Annotated in this window: 15 protein-coding genes, 4 tRNA genes and 3 pseudogenes; 12 read left to right on the top strand and 10 right to left on the bottom strand. The window is 40.1% G+C overall.

All coding sequences use genetic code 11. The features are described from left to right. A pseudogene (locus CDG59_RS11050) lies at positions 1-503 on the bottom strand (IS701 family transposase); the annotation flags it as partial. 54 nt (positions 504-557) lie between these two features. Here CDG59_RS11050 and CDG59_RS15770 point away from each other — a divergent pair. The 10 genes and pseudogenes from CDG59_RS15770 to CDG59_RS11095 all read left to right on the top strand — a co-directional run. After that, positions 558-704, top strand: a pseudogene (locus tag CDG59_RS15770) (hypothetical protein); the annotation flags it as partial. Positions 705-875: 171 nt separating this feature from the next. Further along, the gene (locus CDG59_RS11055; RefSeq protein WP_087545371.1) at positions 876-1,193 is read left to right on the top strand and encodes a DMT family transporter; all 318 of its coding nucleotides are present in this window, start codon (positions 876-878) and stop codon (positions 1,191-1,193) included. 18 nt (positions 1,194-1,211) lie between these two features. Beyond that, positions 1,212-1,700, top strand: a complete 489-nt coding sequence (locus tag CDG59_RS11060; RefSeq protein ID WP_087536813.1) for a methylated-DNA--[protein]-cysteine S-methyltransferase — start codon at positions 1,212-1,214, stop codon at positions 1,698-1,700. Positions 1,701-2,049: 349 nt separating this feature from the next. Then, positions 2,050-3,270: a bifunctional glutamate N-acetyltransferase/amino-acid acetyltransferase ArgJ gene (gene argJ, locus CDG59_RS11065; RefSeq protein WP_087545373.1), complete on the top strand. Its 1,221-nt coding sequence runs from the start codon at positions 2,050-2,052 to the stop codon at positions 3,268-3,270. 143 nt (positions 3,271-3,413) lie between these two features. Next, positions 3,414-4,478, top strand: coding sequence for a quinolinate synthase NadA (gene nadA, locus CDG59_RS11070; protein ID WP_087536814.1), 1,065 nt, complete (start codon positions 3,414-3,416; stop codon positions 4,476-4,478). Positions 4,479-4,621: 143 nt separating this feature from the next. Beyond that, positions 4,622-4,698: transfer RNA gene (locus tag CDG59_RS11075), tRNA-Pro, on the top strand. A gap of 68 nt (positions 4,699-4,766) precedes the next feature. Further along, positions 4,767-4,843, top strand: a tRNA-Arg gene (locus CDG59_RS11080). Positions 4,844-4,879: 36 nt separating this feature from the next. After that, positions 4,880-4,955 (top strand) — tRNA-His (locus CDG59_RS11085). A gap of 4 nt (positions 4,956-4,959) precedes the next feature. Then, positions 4,960-5,036 (top strand) — tRNA-Pro (locus CDG59_RS11090). A 140-nt stretch (positions 5,037-5,176) separates the two neighbouring features. Then, positions 5,177-5,812 (top strand): nuclease-related domain-containing protein, encoded by a 636-nt coding sequence (locus CDG59_RS11095; RefSeq protein WP_087545375.1) that lies wholly within the window; start codon positions 5,177-5,179, stop codon positions 5,810-5,812. 196 nt (positions 5,813-6,008) lie between these two features. On the opposite strand, the pseudogene CDG59_RS11100 reads toward CDG59_RS11095, so the two are convergent. The 7 genes and pseudogenes from CDG59_RS11100 to CDG59_RS11130 form a co-directional block, all read right to left on the bottom strand. Further along, positions 6,009-6,462, bottom strand: a pseudogene (locus CDG59_RS11100) (hypothetical protein). Positions 6,463-6,500: 38 nt separating this feature from the next. Next, positions 6,501-7,742 (bottom strand): MFS transporter, encoded by a 1,242-nt coding sequence (locus CDG59_RS11105; RefSeq protein ID WP_087545377.1) that lies wholly within the window; start codon positions 7,740-7,742, stop codon positions 6,501-6,503. A gap of 75 nt (positions 7,743-7,817) precedes the next feature. Beyond that, the gene (gene mqo / locus CDG59_RS11110; protein WP_087545379.1) at positions 7,818-9,458 is read right to left on the bottom strand and encodes a malate dehydrogenase (quinone); all 1,641 of its coding nucleotides are present in this window, start codon (positions 9,456-9,458) and stop codon (positions 7,818-7,820) included. A gap of 335 nt (positions 9,459-9,793) precedes the next feature. Continuing rightward, a complete protein-coding gene (locus tag CDG59_RS11115; RefSeq protein ID WP_087545380.1) occupies positions 9,794-11,077 on the bottom strand; it encodes a ribonucleotide-diphosphate reductase subunit beta in 1,284 nt (427 codons plus the stop codon). A gap of 41 nt (positions 11,078-11,118) precedes the next feature. Further along, positions 11,119-11,583, bottom strand: coding sequence for a hypothetical protein (locus CDG59_RS11120; protein ID WP_087545382.1), 465 nt, complete (start codon positions 11,581-11,583; stop codon positions 11,119-11,121). 24 nt (positions 11,584-11,607) lie between these two features. After that, entirely contained in the window at positions 11,608-11,736 is a 129-nt protein-coding gene (locus tag CDG59_RS11125) for a preprotein translocase subunit YajC (protein WP_087545384.1), read from the bottom strand. Positions 11,737-11,807: 71 nt separating this feature from the next. Further along, complete coding sequence (locus tag CDG59_RS11130) at positions 11,808-14,642, bottom strand: ribonucleoside-diphosphate reductase subunit alpha (protein WP_087545386.1); 2,835 nt, start codon at positions 14,640-14,642, stop codon at positions 11,808-11,810. Between the two features lie 545 nt (positions 14,643-15,187). Between CDG59_RS11130 and bfmR the strand changes: the two genes are divergently transcribed. Beyond that, complete coding sequence (gene bfmR, locus CDG59_RS11140; protein ID WP_004655457.1) at positions 15,188-15,904, top strand: response regulator transcription factor BfmR; 717 nt, start codon at positions 15,188-15,190, stop codon at positions 15,902-15,904. A gap of 40 nt (positions 15,905-15,944) precedes the next feature. After that, entirely contained in the window at positions 15,945-17,585 is a 1,641-nt protein-coding gene (bfmS, locus tag CDG59_RS11145; protein ID WP_005158651.1) for a sensor histidine kinase BfmS, read from the top strand. 88 nt (positions 17,586-17,673) lie between these two features. On the opposite strand, the gene CDG59_RS11150 is transcribed toward bfmS, so the two are convergent. Further along, positions 17,674-18,030: a hypothetical protein gene (locus CDG59_RS11150; RefSeq protein ID WP_087545388.1), complete on the bottom strand. Its 357-nt coding sequence runs from the start codon at positions 18,028-18,030 to the stop codon at positions 17,674-17,676. A 122-nt stretch (positions 18,031-18,152) separates the two neighbouring features. Then, positions 18,153-18,257, bottom strand: coding sequence for a diguanylate cyclase domain-containing protein (locus CDG59_RS15775; protein WP_413772672.1), 105 nt, complete (start codon positions 18,255-18,257; stop codon positions 18,153-18,155). Positions 18,258-18,614 lie beyond the last annotated feature (357 nt).

Consider the following 18,614-nt stretch of genomic DNA (forward strand, 5'->3'; position numbering starts at 1 on the left):
CCAGTCGATGAATACCAACTATCACCTGTAATAAATTGAATCTTTGCACCCCAACTAAGTACTTCACTTAACATATCCATAAAGTAATCATTCTTGGTTTTACCCTCAGATTTGTCATAAATTCGGAAATTAATTGGAATATTTTGACCATTTTGATCTGTCGCATACAAGGTAATGAGATGAATACCCTTGACGGATCGGTGGTGTTTGCCTGACCAAAAATAGCTAACTAAGTCCATATGCTGACTATACGGTTTATCTAAAACAGTATCATCAATACTGACTGTAAGTTTATTATTATCAATATGTTGAATTGCTTCTTGATATAGGTCGTGAGGTGTGTAGTCTTCCCGATCTAGAAAGCTATTTACACTATCATGCGAGATGTTATAAGTCTCGGCAAGTTGTGTGCAGCTAATAGAGTTTGGTTCTGTCATGAGAAAGCCCATATAAATGGGTAGAGTACAGGTTGCTGTAGAAGCATGTTTAATTCGTCTAATCACAGATACTTTATAAAGCATTTTAATACTTTTTGAATCCGTCAATGCGTAAGTCCTAAAAAAGATGATTTAGTCTATTTAAAGGGTTCTTTAATCGAAATCCAGACAAAAGATGGCTGGCATTGGAAAAGTTCTTTATCCCGTGAAGATACAGGAAACGGGGCATGTGAGCTAATGCAGGTCGATCAGATTTCATGGCAGTAAATCTTAACCTTAGATAAACTTTTAATTTTTAAAATACTGCACTGGAATCCATACATAACCTTTCACATAATCTCGAAATTTTACAGTACACTGCTTTTCCTAAGAGGACGACCTCACTTCAAAAGCATCACGTTGGGACGACCCAACTCTTGTTAAGGTTGAGTGTGAAAAATGGCATGGGCAATTTTAATTTTGGCGGGTATTTTTGAAATTATTTGGGCATATTCAATGAAGATGTCTGAGGGTTTTACCAAGCTAACGCCAAGTATCGTGAACCTCATTTTTATGATTTTAAGTGTCGTATTATTGTCAATTGCAATGCGATCGTTGCCTTTGGGTACAGCTTATACGGTTTGGACGGGAATTGGTGCGATAGGATCATTTATTGTTGGCATCATGGTTTTAAATGAACCGATGACTGCGATGCGAATGATTGCTGCAATATTAATTGTATCTGGCTTAATGCTGATGAAATTGTCATCAAATTAATGGTTTAAGGAGAGTGTAATGCAACTGGTGTATATGTACATGGATTCTCCTGTGGGTGCATTAAAACTGGTTGCTCATGATCATGCACTGGTCGCCGTGATGTGGGACAATGAAGATCATAAACGAGTTCGACTGGCTGAACTGATAGAAGATCATCAACATCCGATGTTACTTCGAGTTAAAAAACAATTAGAACAGTATTTTGCAGGGCAACGTCAGCAATTTGATTTACCTTTGGACTTTCAAGGGACAGATTTTCAACAACAGGTTTGGCAGACTTTATTAACTATTCCATATGGCGAAACACGTAGTTATAAGGAAATAGCCGTTCAGATTGGTAATGAAAAAGCAGTGCGTGCTGTTGGGGCAGCCAATGGTAGAAACCCAATTTCAATTATTGCGCCATGTCATCGGGTGATTGGTTCGAGTGGGGCATTAGTTGGTTTTGCAGGTGGTTTGGATAAGAAGCAGATTTTACTGAGTTTAGAGCAAAGCCAAATTCCATAATCTGTAGTGTTAATACTCGATTTTCATTTCTTTTTGGAATAAGCTACTTAACAGATATGAATCGACATATTTTATGACTTGAACCGTAACTCAGTTATTCCCGAGGCGGTGTCTTGCTTAGTGTAATTCAATATTAGGAATAACCTTCGGTTCGAGTTACTTTGGTTTCGCCCAAAGTAACCAAAGGCATTGTCATCTACAAAACCTGTTCACTTGTTGCATTTGTTTTATTTATCGCAGAAACGGGATATTACAAATACCACCCAGGTTGTAGATGACCTTTCCGAGTCTCATATATAGGGTATGTATTCATTTTCTTTTTCATAACAAATTGAATGGAAGTTTAAAAATGGCTGTTGGTGACGTAACTATGCCACTTATGCATGTGGTGCAGGGTGTAAAAATTGGCTCAACTGAGGCGTATGTACGTTATCCAAACCGACGCGATCTGGTCATTTTTGAATTTGCTGAAGGTTCAAACGTTGCAGGGGTGTTTACCCAAAGCGCTTTTGCTGCTGCGCCTGTTCAATTGAGTAAAAAGCATTTAGCAGAAAATACACCACGTTATTTGATTATCAACACAGGCAATGCCAATGCTGCAACAGGCATAGTCGGTTATAAAAATGCAGAAGCTACTTGTGCCAAGTTGGCTGAGTTAGCGGGCGTGCAAACCAATCAGATTTTACCGTTTTCAACGGGTGTGATTGGTGAGCAATTACCAATTGAACGTTTAGTGCAAGGTATTCAACCTGCATTAAATGATTTAAATGCTGATCGTTGGGCGGATGCTGCATCAGGCATTATGACCACAGATACCACACCAAAAGGCGCATCTGAGCAGTTTGAACTAGACGGCGTAACTTATACGATGACGGGGATTAGTAAAGGTGCAGGCATGATTCGTCCAAATATGGCGACCATGCTCAGCTTTGTGGCAACCGATGCGCCGATTAGCCGTGAAATGGTACAGCGGTTACTGCAAACCACGGTTGAGCATTCGTTTAACCGTATTACCATTGATGGTGATACCTCAACCAATGATTCGTGTATTTTTGTCGCAACTGGATTAGCAGGTGGTGTTGAGATTCAGAGCCAAGAGGATGCACGTTATCAACAGGTACTGGATGTGCTGGCGCGTATTATGAACCGTTTAGCGCAATTGATTGTGCGTGATGGTGAAGGTGCGACCAAGTTCATTACTGTACAGGTTGATGGTGGAGAAAATACTCAAGAATGTTGTGATGTTGCCTATAGCGTTGCTGAGTCGCCTTTAATTAAAACTGCTTTATTCGCTTCAGATCCAAACTGGGGGCGAATTGTGATGGCGATTGGTAAGGCAGGTGTACCCAACCTAGATAGTAGTAAAGTACAAGTTTGGTTAGGTGATGTACAGATTTGCTTAGATGGTGGTGCAAACCCAGATTATACTGAAGAAGCAGGTGCAGCCGTCATGGCTGAAAAGGAAATTACCATTCGTATTGACCTCGGTCGTGGTACAGCTAAAGACACGGTTTATACCTGTGACTTTTCTTATGACTATGTCAAAATTAATGCCGATTATCGTTCATAAATTTGCGTTATAATAAAGCCTCCACAGTGAGGCTTTTTTTATAAGCTGGTATGTGGATAGTGTGATATTAACTAAATGCTCACCAAGATACCCACGTTATAAGTTTGCAGCGATGCAAGCACGCAGGATAGAGAAGACGCTTTATGAATGATGCGAATTTAATTGCGAACGAAGCCAAAAATATTGTGCAGGCGCATTTAGATCGTTTGGGCGAGCCAAAGGACAATAGTCTTAGCCCAGAAGTGAAACAAGAAAAGTTTGCCCAAATTGCAGCTGAGTTGAAAAAGCGAAATGCAGTGCTTGTGGCTCACTATTACTGTGATCCTGAAGTACAAGAGCTTGCTGAACTGACAGGGGGCTGTGTTTCTGATTCATTGGAAATGGCACGTTTTGGTCGTGATCATCCTGCAACAACCCTTGTGGTGGCAGGCGTAAAGTTTATGGGTGAAACCTCTAAAATCTTATCACCAGAAAAAACAGTGTTGATGCCAACTTTGGAAGCCACTTGTTCACTGGATTTGGGTTGTCCTGTAGATGAGTTTTCAGCGTTCTGTGATCAGCATCCTGATCATACCGTGGTGGTGTATGCCAATACCTCGGCGGCTGTAAAAGCACGTGCCGATTGGGTGGTGACTTCAAGTTGTGCGGTTGAGATCATTGAACATTTAGATAGTTTGGGCGAAAAAATTATTTGGGCACCTGACCAACATTTAGGTCGCTATATCCAGAAGAAAACTGGTGCAGATATGCTGCTTTGGGATGGTGCCTGTATCGTGCATGAAGAATTTCGTGCCCGTGGTATCGCGCAAATGAAAGCACTTTATCCCGATGCGGCGGTTTTGGTACATCCTGAATCACCTGAATCAGTAGTGGATATTGCTGATGCGGTGGGGAGCACCTCGCAACTGATTAAAGCAGCTCAGACCTTGCCACATAAACAAATGATCGTGGCAACGGATCGCGGTATTTTCTATAAAATGCAACAAGCAGCGCCTGATAAAGAATTATTTGAAGCACCAACCGCAGGTGAGGGGGCAACTTGTCGTTCATGCGCACATTGTCCGTGGATGGCGATGAATGAACTGGATGGAATCTTGCATGTATTACAACATGCCGATCAAGAAATACACGTTGATCCTGCTCTTGCTGAACGCGCGAAATTACCCTTAGATCGAATGTTGAACTTTAGTGCTTCTTTGAAACGCTAAAACGTCTAAAAATGCTTGTTAAATATACATTTGATAAGGATTTATTCTTTTTTTGAAAAATAGGTGTTGACGTTCTAGGGCGTCGCGCCTAGAATGCACACCGTACCGCACGATGTGCGATACGCTAAAAGCTGAAAAGAAATCGGAGCATAGCACAGCCTGGTAGTGCACCTGGTTTGGGACCAGGGGGTCGTAGGTTCGAATCCTACTGCTCCGACCATTTAAAATATGTTGAAAAACATAGTTTTAAATATCGGCGAAGTATCGTGATAGTATTATCATCGTTATGCGCCTGTAGCTCAGTTGGATAGAGCATCCGCCTTCTAAGCGGATGGTCACAGGTTCGAATCCTGTCAGGCGCGCCATTTGGCAGCTTGGTATGTAGAATCAAAGTTTTGATGGTGGATGTAGCTCAGTTGGTAGAGCCCCGGATTGTGATTCCGGTTGTCGCGGGTTCGAATCCCGTCATTCACCCCAATTTCGGAGCATAGCACAGCCTGGTAGTGCACCTGGTTTGGGACCAGGGGGTCGTAGGTTCGAATCCTACTGCTCCGACCATCATCTTTAAGATGAGATAAAAACCGCTAAGTTAGCGGTTTTTTTACGTCTGAATTAATTGATTATGTTATTAATATAATATTTATAACGTATTAGATTTATTATTTTAAACTTCAAAAACTATAAGTGATTGGGAAGAGATGCTTTTCTATTTTATTTTTATCATTATTATTTTAGCTGTTCTTACTTATTTGAAATCGCCCCATTTTAAAGGAAAGATGGGTGAACTCATGGTTGCCGTACATGTCGATAAAGCATTAGGCGATGAGTATATTCTGTTAAATAACTGTACGATTCCTGACCAAGAGCAGGGAACAACACAAATTGATCACATTCTAATAAGTCCTTACGGTGTTTTTATTATAGAAACGAAAAACTATACGGGTTGGATTTTTGGTAGTGCTCGTCAGAAACAATGGACGCAAAAGATTTATAAAAAAAGTTATAAATTTCAAAATCCATTACATCAAAACTACAAACACATGAAAGTTTTGGAGATGATTTTAAGTGATATACTTGAACCAAAATGTTTGCATTCAGTTATTGTTTTTACTCCTAGAAGTGAATTCAAAACAGAGATGCCTGAAAATGTATTTCGTGGAAAGGCATGGATAAATTATGTAAAGAGCTTCAATGAGGAAGTAATCAGTTCAATGAAGCAAAAAAGAATTCATTACAGAATAGAAAAAGAAATATTGGAATCTTCATGGAAAACAGATCGCCAACATGTTGAATATCTCAAACAGAAAAGTACGAATAACAAGCACTTGAATTAGAAAAACAATTGCAGAAAGTCGGTGTAGTAACGCAATCAAGATATTTTGATCACAAAACTAATCCTACAGAACACGAATATCAATTTCTATTGGGCACTAAACCTGCTCAACTGACTTTGCAGGATACACTTCAGTTTATGGTTACATATAGAAAAAATGATTTGATCAAGAACACAAAAAACATAAATGTTAGGGTTTATAGCGCACCATATTTTTGCCATGTTTCACCCGTTTCATAGTTTGCATAATGGCTTTTCAGTTCATGCAGTGATTGGCTTTGGTAGATTGCAAAAACGATCATGATCAAAAACAGGCTGATCAACTTAATGGCGCGTTTATGTTTATATTCACCCGCATATAAATAGAAAATACAGTAAAAAGCGATGATCAAATAGGTGCAAAATAAAGAGTGAAAGCCCAGATAGAGCAACAGTAGTGCTGTAATCGCCAGAGCAATTCGATTTTTAAGATGTTGGGGCGCAAGCTGAGTACGTCAGAATCAACAGACCCAAAGAAGTCCAGAACAGATAGGCTTGCCCCCCGATAATGACAATATAGGTCGACTGTAGCCACAACAGCACTAGCCATACAAAAACGGAAAAAATAATAAATTTGGAGGGGCCTGAAGATTCGGGCAAAGTGTATTTCATATGATATTGGTTTTTTAAATAGCTGTTTGTTTGGGGGATTAAAAACGAAACTTCAATAAATCTTTGGTTTTGATCTTGGTCAGTAGTACACAGAACAAAGACAGTGAACCGCCAATCAACATAGCGGGCACCACGCTAAAAAAGCGTGTCATCACACTGGACTGCAATGCACCCAGTTCATTACTCGAGGTGACAAAGATGCCATTAATGGCAGCGACACGTCCAAGCATGTCCTTGGGTGGAATCAGTTGTAGAATCGTTTGACGGATAATTATGTTAATGCTGTCACATGCCCCCATAATAATGAGAACTGCGATCGAAAAATAGAGGTGTCTGGTAACAGCAAATAACAAGGTGCATAGTGCAAAGCCAGTGACGGCAATCAGCATGATCTGCCACGGTCTGGATTTGGGCGGGTAACGCACCAAGATCAGCATCATGACCAAGCCACCAAATGCAGGCGCAGCGCGTAATAGACCAAAACCATCGGCACCGACATGCAAAATATCTTGGGCAAAAATGGGCAGTAGCGCGATGATGCCGCCAAAGAAAACAGAGCCGAGATCGAGAAACATCGCCCAAAAAATAATTTTGGTTTTAAAAATAAATTGTAGTGCGTCTTTTAGACTTTGAGTTACCGATTCTGTTTGGATTTGAGGAAAATCTCGTTTTTGCAAACACCAGAGGGCAATACTGCCACTTAAAAAAAGTGCCACGATGACGCTAAAAGTAATATCCAAATCCAGATGCGCCAGTAGAAAACCGCCAACCACGGGTGCAAGTATGGCGCAAGCTTGCCAGCACATGCTGGTCCATGTTGCTGCATTAGTATACAAATGTTCGGGTACGACAAAAGGACGTAAAGAATTAAAGCAGGGACTGTATATGCCGCGAATACAGCCAAATAAAAATAAAATACTCAAGGATGAGATTAATAATAAATTTGCACTGATGGTTTGGGTGTGGAAAAGATCAAAACTGATCCACAAAGCAATCGATAAGGGGATGGCAAAGCTAAAACTGATTTGTAAAATACGCTGCCGATTAAAACGATCAGCAATATAACCACCCCATAAAGACAGCGCCAGAAAAGGTAAAAAATCCATGATCCCGAGTAAACCGAGGAAAAGTGGATTTTTGGTGATTTGATACAGATGAAAGGCAATCAGCACCTCTTGAATCAGCACCGCAAAAGTCAGGCAGCATTGATTGAGAGTCAATAACTTAAAGTCACGACTGGCAAATGCAGCAAAAGCAGAGTGGGGTGCAGCAGAAGGCATAGTATAAAAATAAAAGACAAAATGAGAAAAAGGGAAGAGCCAAAACTCCTCCCTTTTTGATGTACTTAGCGTTACTTATTGAGCAACAGCTTCAGCTTTTTCTACTTTCTTAGCAGGAACTAAGTTTGCTGGAGTCGTATAATTCAAGCCCAAAGTTGCACTTGAGTATTGACGGATTTGATCTAACAACGCTGGATCTGTTGAAAGGTCTTTACCATAAGAACGTACGATCTCATGCAATTTTTCATTCCATACACCTTTAGTCTGCTCAGGGAATGCTTTTTCAAGCAAGTTAAGCATGATGTAAGGTGATGTAGATGCACCCGGAGAAGCACCTAACAATGCAGTTACAGACTTGTCTTTAGATGCAAAGATTTCTGTGCCAAATTGCAATTTAGCAGGTTTGCCTGGCTCTTTTTTGATGATCTGAACGCGTTGACCACCTTGTTGTAAATGCCAGTCTTTAGGATCAGCTTCAGGATAGTATTTTTTCAACTCGTTGAAACGATCTGCATCAGACATCAATACTTGGCTTACCAGATACTGAACAAGATCAGCATTTTGTAGACCAATTGCAGCCATAGGCAAGACGTTGTTTTTGTTGGTTGATGCAAGCAAATCAAGCTGTGAACCATGTTTTAGGAACTTGTTTGAATAGGTTGCAAATGGGCCAAACAACACATATTTTTTACCATCGATATAACGGGTATCGATATGTGGAACAGACATTGGAGGCGCACCCAGATCAGCACGACCATAGACCTTGGCTGTGTGTTTTGCTGTTACCGCAGGATTGTCAGTCACAAGGAACTCACCACCCACAGGGAAACCCGCATATTGTTGCGCTTCTGGTAAACCAGTCATTTGCAATAATTTAATTGCAGCACCGCCAGCACCAATAAACACGAAACGTGTTTTTACATGACTGACTTCACCAGATTTGACATCTTTGAATGCAACAGACCAAGTATTATCGTCATTCTTACTAATCCCAGTGACTTCAGTCGAAGTTCTGAGTTTAAAGTTTGGACTTTTCTCGAGATTGTTAATCAATTGCTTGGTGATTGCACCGTAGTTCACGTCAGAACCAACATCCATACGAGTTGCAGCCACTTTTTGCTGAGGATCACGACCGTCCATCACCAATGGTGCCCACTGCTGAATTTCGGCTTTGTCCTCACTCAATTTCATGCCAGCGAATAACGGATTTTGAATCATGGCAGCATAACGCTTTTCCATGAAGTTCACGTTATCGCCCCATACAAATGCAATGTGTGGTACTGGGTTAATGAATGTACTTGGTGTTTCTAATACACCTTGTTTCACTTGATAAGCCCAGAATTGCTTAGCAATTTCGAATTGGCTTGCCACTTTAACCGCTTTAGAAATGTCCATTTTACCGTCTTTTTCTTCGGTATAGTTCATTTCCATAAAGCCAGAGTGTCCTGTACCTGCATTGTTAAAGCCATTTGAACTTTCTTGTGCGACTGCATCAAGACGTTCATACATGCGGATGTTCCAGTCAGGTTGTAACTCGTTGAGGTAAGTACCAAGTGTGGCACTCATGATTCCACCGCCGACCAATACAGCATCAACAACAGTTTCATCATTTTTCGTTTGAATTACCTTAGACGTAATCGGTCTAAAAAGAAAGGCAATAGCAATCACTATTAGTACCAGTAATAGTACTAATAAATACTTCCAGAATTTTTTCATTCAATTTACCTTAAAAATTAAATGACTCCCTATATCGGTAATATAGAGAGAAAGGATTTCAATAAGAATTGGCGCAATCAAGGCACATCAGTAAAAGGGTTGTCTTTACTGATGTTTGGAGAAAAAGTCCGTGAATTTTACTTTAAAATAGAAATGATTTTGGTATACCAAATGTTGCAATATGTATTATTCAAGTCATTTTGAATGGTAGATTATAGGTCTTATTGTTTCTTGTTCTAGTCAATCTAAGTTTTGTAGGTTAAGGGGACATTTGATATTTATTACCATTAAAAAAGGCTGTCTAATGACAGCCTTTTTCCACTCGGTAAATGACCTTACCAGCTTAACGCACCACCAGTTTGGTAATCCGTAACACGCGTTTCAAAGAAATTCTTCTCTTTACGCAAGTCCATCATCTCAGACATCCATGCAAATGGGTTTGTTACACCAGCGAATTGCTCTGGTAAACCAAGTTGCGATAAACGACGGTTACAGATGAATTTCAAGTATTCTTCCATCATGCTTGCATTCATACCCAATACACCACGTGGCATCGTATCACGTGCGTATTCGATCTCAAGCATTGTACCTTCAAGAATCATTTGAATGACTTCTTGTTGGAATTCGGCAGTCCAAAGGTGAGGGTTCTCAATCTTGATTTGGTTGATCATATCAATACCAAAGTTCAAGTGCATAGATTCATCACGTAGGATGTATTGGAACTGTTCAGCAACACCGTTCATCTTGTTACGACGACCCATACTCAAGATTTGAGTGAAGCCACAGTAGAAGAAGATACCTTCAAGTACACAGTAGAATGCGATCAAGTTACGAAGTAAGCGTTGGTCGTTTTCAGGTGTTCCTGTGTGGAATGTAGGATCACTTAAAGATTGTGTATATTTCAAGCCCCATGATGCTTTACGTGCAACACTTGGAATCTCACGGTACATGTTAAAGACTTCGCCTTCATCCATACCTAAAGATTCAATACAGTATTGATACGCATGTGTATGAATCGCTTCTTCAAATGCTTGACGCAAAATGTATTGGCGGCATTCTGGGTTGGTGATGTGGCGATAGATCGCCAAAACCAAGTTGTTCGCAACCAATGAATCTGCTGTTGAGAAGAAACCTAAAGAACGCATAACGATAGTGCGCTCATCTTCGGTTAAGCCATTTTCAGACTTCCAAAGTGCGATATCGTGGTTCATGTTAACTTCTTGTGGCATCCAGTGGTTTGCACACCCGTCCAAGTATTTTTGCCAAGCCCACTCATATTTGAATGGAACAAGTTGGTTTAAATCCGCACGACAGTTGATCATGGCTTTGTCGTCAACTTGTACACGCTGAGCACCCATTTCAAGCTCTTCTAAGCCCGGTGCAACGTCCAAATGATCTAGGGCTGCAGATGCTCTAGCCAACGAATCGGTTGGATTTGTTGCTCGGTTGGCACCGGCTCCAACGGGTTGTGCAGCTGCCATGCTCGGCGATGATTGCTCTGAATCAGATACCACTTGCGTATTAAGCGTTTTTTGCGAGTCGAGGGACGCAGACTTGTGTTCAGGTGCAGTCGGTTTTTGCGTATCATCTTCAAAATCGTCCCAGCTAAGGATAGACATATTTAATCTCACTATAATCTTAATTTATTTACATTGCAGTTTTAAAAAATGAAAATGGCGCATAAGAAAAACAGCAAAACAAAAAGGGTAATAATCAATCCCATCATCGCTAAACGTTTGAGATTGATAGTTGCGGGAAGTGAGTTTGGCGTTAATAATTTGCCTGTTTCATCATAAATGGCAATCGCTCTTGCCCCACTACTTAGCCCTAGCTCTTGTAATGCTCGTATTTCTACTTGTGTTAAACCAAATTCCATTCGCTCCATTGCTTGAATAAACATATAAGGAGCTAAATACTTAAAACCGCCACCACCACGTTTGAGTAACTGCGTTAATGTAGTTTCAGCGATACTAAAATCACCTAATAACGAACGTGGATGTGAAAACTGTGCACATTCAGTTAGATATTCTGTAGAAGATGGATAATGAAGTACTATCCGATCGACATAAATCTGTACTAAAACAGCAGGAGCATTAGCATATCGTTCTAAATCAGTTTGAAGCATAGTTCTACTTCCCAATAAAGCACTTTATTGATCTTGCTTACGCTGTTGTTTCCGAATGGCTAAAAATGCATAGACCATTGGTACATAAAAGAAAATAAAGGCAAAGATTAAAACAGCTAGTCCTAACATATAGTTATAGCTAATATTGAACATAATCCTTGCCTCTTTCCTTTAAATCTTAAATAAACCCTACTTTATTTAAGAAGGGTTTCTCCAAGATCTAATTACTGACAAGCTTCACAATCTGGATTGTCGATTGAACAAGCCATTGGCACTGGAGCTGCTGTTGTGAAACCATCCTCTTCAACTTGAACTTCAGGTTTTTTATCTTCAACTGCTTGAGCCGCAACGATAGGTGCTTCAATTGTCGCTGGTTTTACTGCATTCAGTGCACCCGTATTGATTGTTGATTTCTCAGCAGATGTTGCACCTAAAGCACGGAGGTAATACGTCGTTTTAAGACCACGTAACCATGCCATCTTATAGGTAATGTCAAGTTTCTTACCGTTTGCACCAGCGATGTAAAGGTTCAGCGACTGTGCTTGATCAATCCACTTTTGACGGCGAGATGCAGCATCTACGATCCAACGAGTTTCCACTTCAAAAGCTGTCGCGAAGATTGCTTTCAATTCCTCAGGAATACGTGCAATCTTTTGTACTGAACCTTCAAAGTGTTTCAGATCATTTACCATCACGGTATCCCATAGACCACGTTCTTTTAATGCACGAACAAGGTAAGGGTTGATTACAGTGAATTCACCAGAAAGGTTAGATTTCACATACAAGTTCTGGAATGTTGGCTCAATTGATTGAGACACGCCACAAATGTTTGAAATGGTTGCAGTCGGTGCAATTGCCATCACATTCGAGTTACGCATACCGTCTTTTTGAACTTTGGCACGTAAGCTATCCCAATCTAAACGTTGTGTACGATCAACTTCGAACATACGCTCTGGACGAGATTTCGCAACAATTTCTAAAGAGTCGATTGGCAAGATACCTTGATCCCACAATGAACCTTTAAATGTTTCGTAAGTACCACGCTCAACCGCCAAGTTACTCGACGTTTCGATTGCGTAATAGCTGATTACTTCCATTGATTCATCAGCAAAGTCGACTGCTGCATCTGAACCATAAGCAATGCCCATTTCATAAAGTGCATCTTGGAAGCCCATGATACCCATACCCACAGGGCGGTGTTTCATGTTCGAATTTTTCGCTTGTGGTACTGCGTAATAGTTGATGTCGATGACGTTATCGAGCATACGTACTGCAGTTTTAATAGTACGTGCTAATTTTTCACGGTCTAACACACCACCTTGAACGTGTTGCACAAGGTTGATTGAACCCAAGTTACACACCGCAATTTCATCTTGGTTAGTATTGAGGGTAATTTCAGTACATAAGTTAGATGAGTGCACTACGCCAACGTGTTGTTGTGGTGAACGTAAGTTACATACGTCTTTGAATGTGATCCACGGATGACCTGTTTCGAATAACATCGAAAGCATTTTGCGCCATAAGTCTTTTGCACGGACTTTCTTATGCAGCATGTTTTCTTGTTTTGCTACAGCTTCGTAGTGTGCATAACGCTCAGCAAATTCAGCGCCTGTTAAGTCATGCAAGTCTGGTGTTTCAGAAGGTGTGAATAGTGTCCATTCAGCATCTTCAAATACACGTTGCATAAATAAATCAGGAACCCAGTTTGCTGTGTTCATGTCATGTGTACGGCGACGATCATCACCTGTGTTTTTACGTAGCTCTAGGAATTCTTCAACATCCAAGTGCCAAGTTTCGAGGTATGCACAAACTGCACCTTTACGCTTACCACCTTGGTTTACCGCAACAGCCGTATCATTGGCAACTTTTAGGAAAGGTACAACACCTTGAGACTTACCGTTTGTGCCTTTGATATACGAGTTCAAAGCACGTACAGGTGTCCAGTCATTACCTAAACCACCCGCCCATTTTGAGAGCATCGCGTTGTCACGCATTGCACCATAAATGTCATATAGGTCATCACCAATTGTTGTTAAATAACAGCTTGATAATTGTGGGCGTAATGTACCTGAGTTAAATAGCGTTGGCGTAGATGCCATGTAATCGAAGCTAGATAATAAGTTATAGAACTCGATTGCACGCTCTTCTTTATTTTCTTCATTGAGTGCGAGACCCATTGAAACACGCATAAAGAATAATTGTGGTAATTCAAAACGTACGCCATTTGAATGAATGAAGTAACGATCGAATAAAGTTTGTAGACCTAGATAGGTAAATTGATTTGAGCGTTCAGGTTGAATCGCTGCTGCCAATTTTGCAAGATCGAAGTTAAGAAGATCAGCAGAAAGAAGATCAAGCTCGATCCCTTTCTTCAAGAAAGTTTCTAAAGCATCATTTTCCAATGTGTCTGTAGATAGACCTAAGAACTCTAAACCTGTGCTCACTAGCTCATTACGTAATAAGCGTGCAGTCACATACGTATAGTTTGGCTCTTGCTCGATACGAGTACGTGTTGCCATCATCATGGTCGTTGCGATGTCGCTTTCTTTTACACCGTTGTATAAGTTTTTAACGGTTTCATCGACGATCGCTTGAACATCAATCCCTTCCAAACCTTCACTTGCTGTTTCGATTGTCGCTGTAAGTGCACCGAGGTCTAATGGTTGGAGCTGTCCATGAGCATCAGTGATTTGAAGGGTAGGATGATGGTTCGCACCTGCTTGCTGACGAGCAGTGGCACGTTGTTCACGATAAATAACGTAGGCACGTGCAACTTTTTGCTCGCCTGTACGCATCAGTGCTAATTCAACTTGGTCTTGAATTTCTTCGATATGAATCGTACCGCCAGAAGGTAAACGACGATTAAAGGTATTCAGCACCATTTCTGTAAGTTGTTCAATACGGTCATGGATACGACTTGAGTCGGCTCCCTGCTGACCCTCAACAGCTAAAAAGGCTTTTCCAATCGCAACAGAAATCTTCTCGGCATTAAAAGACGCGATTTCACCAGTGCGCTTAATTACCTGAATTTGACCAGGAGTAGAAGTGATGATGCTCATGTCAGCATAGCTCCATTATCATCTATTTTTATGTTCATAGACCGTTTGAATCGAGCAAAATGTATGCCACGATGTTTGAGGGATAAACACAATACTTAGTGGTTAAAGTTTATTTTCAACACAAGATACGGGATTTTTTACAGCAGATCAATCCTTGACATTTTGGTAATTTTTTTTTCATGTCTTAACTGCTGAATTCACAGGCACATAGCATAACAAAGCCATGAAGAAAGGCTTATAGATAACTCTGTGGATAAGTCAAAAAACAAACACTTAAATTATTTTGGGTGAAGAAAGAAACAGATTGTTTAACATTGGCACAAAATCTATACTAAAAATTCATTCTGTCGGAAAAAGCAGATGAAATTAAAAAATATATTAAAATTCATAATTTTAATAAAAATATAACAAAAGTGCTTAACCGTGTATCAGTTTGGTGAACGCCTACTTGTTTACAATGTAAACGTGTGTATATTGCAAAACATAAACCAATGTATCTGTCAGATTTTTATAGATAGATTCACTCTAATTTTAGGGGCATACAAATGAGCCAAGAAGAAAAGTTACCAAAAATTTTGATCGTTGAAGATGACGAACGTTTAGCTCGCTTAACACAAGAGTATTTGATTCGTAACGGTCTAGAAGTTGGGGTCGAAACAGATGGTAATCGTGCGATTCGCCGTATTATTAGTGAGCAACCAGATTTGGTTGTCTTGGATGTGATGTTACCAGGTGCAGATGGTTTAACCGTTTGTCGAGAAGTTCGTCCACATTACCATCAACCGATCTTGATGTTGACTGCGCGTACAGAAGATATGGATCAGGTACTTGGTTTAGAAATGGGTGCAGATGACTATGTTGCTAAACCCGTTCAACCACGTGTTTTATTAGCTCGTATTCGTGCTTTATTACGTCGTACTGATAAAACAGTTGAAGACGAAGTTGCTCAACGTATCGAGTTTGATGATCTCGTGATTGATAACGGTGGCCGTTCAGTGACTTTAAACGGTGAGCTGGTTGATTTTACGAGCGCTGAATATGACTTATTGTGGTTGCTAGCTTCAAACGCAGGACGCATCTTATCTCGTGAAGATATTTTTGAGCGTCTCCGTGGTATTGAATACGATGGTCAAGACCGTTCGATCGATGTGCGTATTTCACGTATTCGTCCAAAAATTGGTGATGATCCAGAAAATCCAAAACGTATCAAAACTGTGCGTAGCAAAGGTTATTTATTCGTTAAAGAAACTAACGGGATATAATTTGCATCTTGCTTTAAATTAGCTTGGATTTATTTCCCTTATGGTAAGTCGAGTACTAAAAAACAGCATTTTCTTGCGAATTTATGCTGGATTAGTGGTTTTGGTTGTTGTTGTTGCCGCATTTTGTTATTTGCTGGTACAGGTCATCAACTATCAACGCGCGCAAGAATATCGTGAATATCTGACGGATGGTATTTCATATGTCATCAGTGAGGGGGTATCTCGACAGCCTCAAAAACAACAAAAGCTAGATTGGATTTCTGATGCTTCCGATTTATTAGAACTTCCAATCTACTATGTTGATGCAGCACGTGTAGAGCTTTCTCGTACTGAGAAAAAGCGGATTGCTGAGCAGAAATCAGTGGTTCGTTATGATGCCAATAACGGTGTGGGTTATATCATTATTGGTCTGAAAGATGATGCGAAACATTATCTTTATATCAAAGTGGATAAGCTCGGCGAGCGCCAAATGAAGGCGTTGCCAATTTTTGTACTGGATTATTTGATTTTTTATCCGGGGCAAGAGCGTGAATATTTAGAAAGAATTAAAAAGCATTTTTACTATCCGATTACGATTGCCAATATTAAAGATATTAATCTAGATTCAGAGCAAATCGGTCGTTTACGTCAAGACCAAAGTATTCTGTTATATAAGGATAGTGCAACTGTACGTGGTACAACGATTTCAATTGTTTCTCCAATGCCAAATCATCCTGCACAAGTTCTTATCTTAGGTCCAGTTCCAATGTTTAATTGGATGCCTTTTCAGCTTTCAGCAGGTATTACCTTATTTAGCTTATTCTTATTAAGTCTAGGTGTTTACGGTTTAATTCTACCGCTTGAGCGGAAAATTCGTCAGGTTCGTCATGCCCTGAATAAAATGAAATCGGGTGACCTGTCATTACGTGTTCCGATTGAAGGCACAGATGAAATGGCAAATTTGGCATCAAGTTATAACAATATGTCAGACCATATCCAGCGCCTGATTGAGGCGCAACGGGAATTAATGCGCGCAGTGTCGCATGAACTCAGAACGCCTGTGGCGCGTATCCGCTTTGGTATGGAGATGCTGGCAGAAGAGGATGACTATAGTTACCGTATTCAGCAGGTGGAGATGATTGATAAGGATATTGAGGCACTCAATACCCTGATTGATGAGATCATGACCTATGCGAAACTGGAGCAGGGTACACCATCTTTGGACTTTGAGGACCTTGTGCTGGTCGAAGTACTCGATCAGGTTGCAATGGAAACTGAAGCACTGAAGACTCAAAAAGAAATTGAGTTAATTGCACCGCCGTTGTCATTATCTGTAGATGCTGAACGTCGCTATTTGCATCGTGTGGTACAAAACTTGGTTGGAAATGCCGTTCGTTATTGCGATCATAAAGTTCGAATTAGTGGTGGTGTTCGTGCTGATGGTAAGGCATATGTCTGTGTAGAGGACGATGGGCCAGGCATTCCAGAGCAAGAGCGCGCCCGTATTTTTGAAGCCTTTGCTCGTTTGGATGATAGTCGTACACGCGCATCAGGTGGGTATGGTTTGGGTTTATCAATCGTGAGTCGTATCGCGTATTGGTTCGGTGGAGATATTATGGTAGACCAAAGCCCTAACTTAGGTGGCGCACGTTTTACCATGACATGGCCAGCGAAGCGTTATAAACAAAACATAAAAAAATAGTTTTAATTCATTTAAGCTTGTATGAAGAATATAAGAAAGCCAAAGCATCAAGCTTTGGCTTTAATTTTTTATGAAGCATAAATATTGCTTATTCATGAATAGATGAATCAGGCTCGATTAATGGATGACCAGACCTTAAGCCATTCAGTGCATCTATATTCAAATCCAAAAGTAATGAATTATTTTTTACGTCTATTTTATAAATTTTAATCAATGGTTGATCGCCATTTAATGTTTCAACTTTATAGCTATCAGCAATGTTTAGAATACTTTCAAGATTGGTTGTTGTTGCCGCAAAGTCTTCTCTAAAGACTTCATAGATATCTCTTAGGTCGAAAATTGCATTATCAGCATCAGGGTGTTTTCGAATATAACTTTCAATGTGCCGCATCAGCAGCTGTGAAAAAAAGAAATAATCTGAGTCATGTGTATATTCTAAATGCATATTTTTCTCCTTGTTTGCTACTTTTAGAATATCGATCTCTCAGCCAAATAGTGTATAAAGTTAATTAAAGCATGTAGCTGAATTGCAACATATTATGTCGAAATGACAACCTGATTTCGGCCCTATCTTTTTGCGTGGTAAAGCGCATTGTCCGCCTTCTTGAATAAATGCTCAATCGGCTGGTGATTTTCGGGCGTGCAAATGCACAGGCCAATGCTAAGCTGAATGAAAAAATGCTGCTATTGATCAATTGAAATAGGAGTTTGGCTCATGTGTCTGCGAATCTGTTCTGCACAGGCATGAACAGCCTCTATGCTGACACTTTTCTTTGGGGGAATTAGATCGGGCTATTATATAAATTTTGTTTAAATTTTCAGCATAAATTTGTATCAATGCAATGATTTAGTTCATGCTGCAATATTTTTGAGCATTGATGACAAGTTGCGGATATTTTTGGCGCAATAATAAAGAAAAAAATGATTAACATTGGTTAGTCGATTTGATAATTCGATTTTTAAGGGTGAATTTGTAGCGATCTAGGTCGTATCAGGAAATTAATCAACAAAATCATGCTAAAGACTAAA

Source organism: Acinetobacter sp. WCHA29 (genome assembly GCF_002165335.1).
Lineage (GTDB): Bacteria > Pseudomonadota > Gammaproteobacteria > Pseudomonadales > Moraxellaceae > Acinetobacter.

Excerpts from the sequence above, each read along its gene's own strand:
- CDG59_RS11095 (WP_087545375.1), top strand. The coding sequence starts at position 5,177 with ATGCTTTTCTATTTTATTTTTATCATTATTATTTTAGCTGTTCTTACT.
- argJ (WP_087545373.1), top strand. The coding sequence starts at position 2,050 with ATGGCTGTTGGTGACGTAACTATGCCACTTATGCATGTGGTGCAGGGT.
- CDG59_RS11130 (WP_087545386.1), bottom strand. The coding sequence starts at position 14,642 with ATGAGCATCATCACTTCTACTCCTGGTCAAATTCAGGTAATTAAGCGC.
- CDG59_RS11055 (WP_087545371.1), top strand. The coding sequence starts at position 876 with ATGGCATGGGCAATTTTAATTTTGGCGGGTATTTTTGAAATTATTTGG.
- mqo (WP_087545379.1), bottom strand. The coding sequence starts at position 9,458 with ATGAAAAAATTCTGGAAGTATTTATTAGTACTATTACTGGTACTAATA.
- nadA (WP_087536814.1), top strand. The coding sequence starts at position 3,414 with ATGAATGATGCGAATTTAATTGCGAACGAAGCCAAAAATATTGTGCAG.
- CDG59_RS11060 (WP_087536813.1), top strand. The coding sequence starts at position 1,212 with ATGCAACTGGTGTATATGTACATGGATTCTCCTGTGGGTGCATTAAAA.
- CDG59_RS11120 (WP_087545382.1), bottom strand. The coding sequence starts at position 11,583 with ATGCTTCAAACTGATTTAGAACGATATGCTAATGCTCCTGCTGTTTTA.
- bfmS (WP_005158651.1), top strand. The coding sequence starts at position 15,945 with ATGGTAAGTCGAGTACTAAAAAACAGCATTTTCTTGCGAATTTATGCT.
- CDG59_RS11115 (WP_087545380.1), bottom strand. The coding sequence starts at position 11,077 with ATGTCTATCCTTAGCTGGGACGATTTTGAAGATGATACGCAAAAACCG.
- CDG59_RS11105 (WP_087545377.1), bottom strand. The coding sequence starts at position 7,742 with ATGCCTTCTGCTGCACCCCACTCTGCTTTTGCTGCATTTGCCAGTCGT.
- CDG59_RS11125 (WP_087545384.1), bottom strand. The coding sequence starts at position 11,736 with ATGTTCAATATTAGCTATAACTATATGTTAGGACTAGCTGTTTTAATC.
- CDG59_RS11150 (WP_087545388.1), bottom strand. The coding sequence starts at position 18,030 with ATGCATTTAGAATATACACATGACTCAGATTATTTCTTTTTTTCACAG.
- bfmR (WP_004655457.1), top strand. The coding sequence starts at position 15,188 with ATGAGCCAAGAAGAAAAGTTACCAAAAATTTTGATCGTTGAAGATGAC.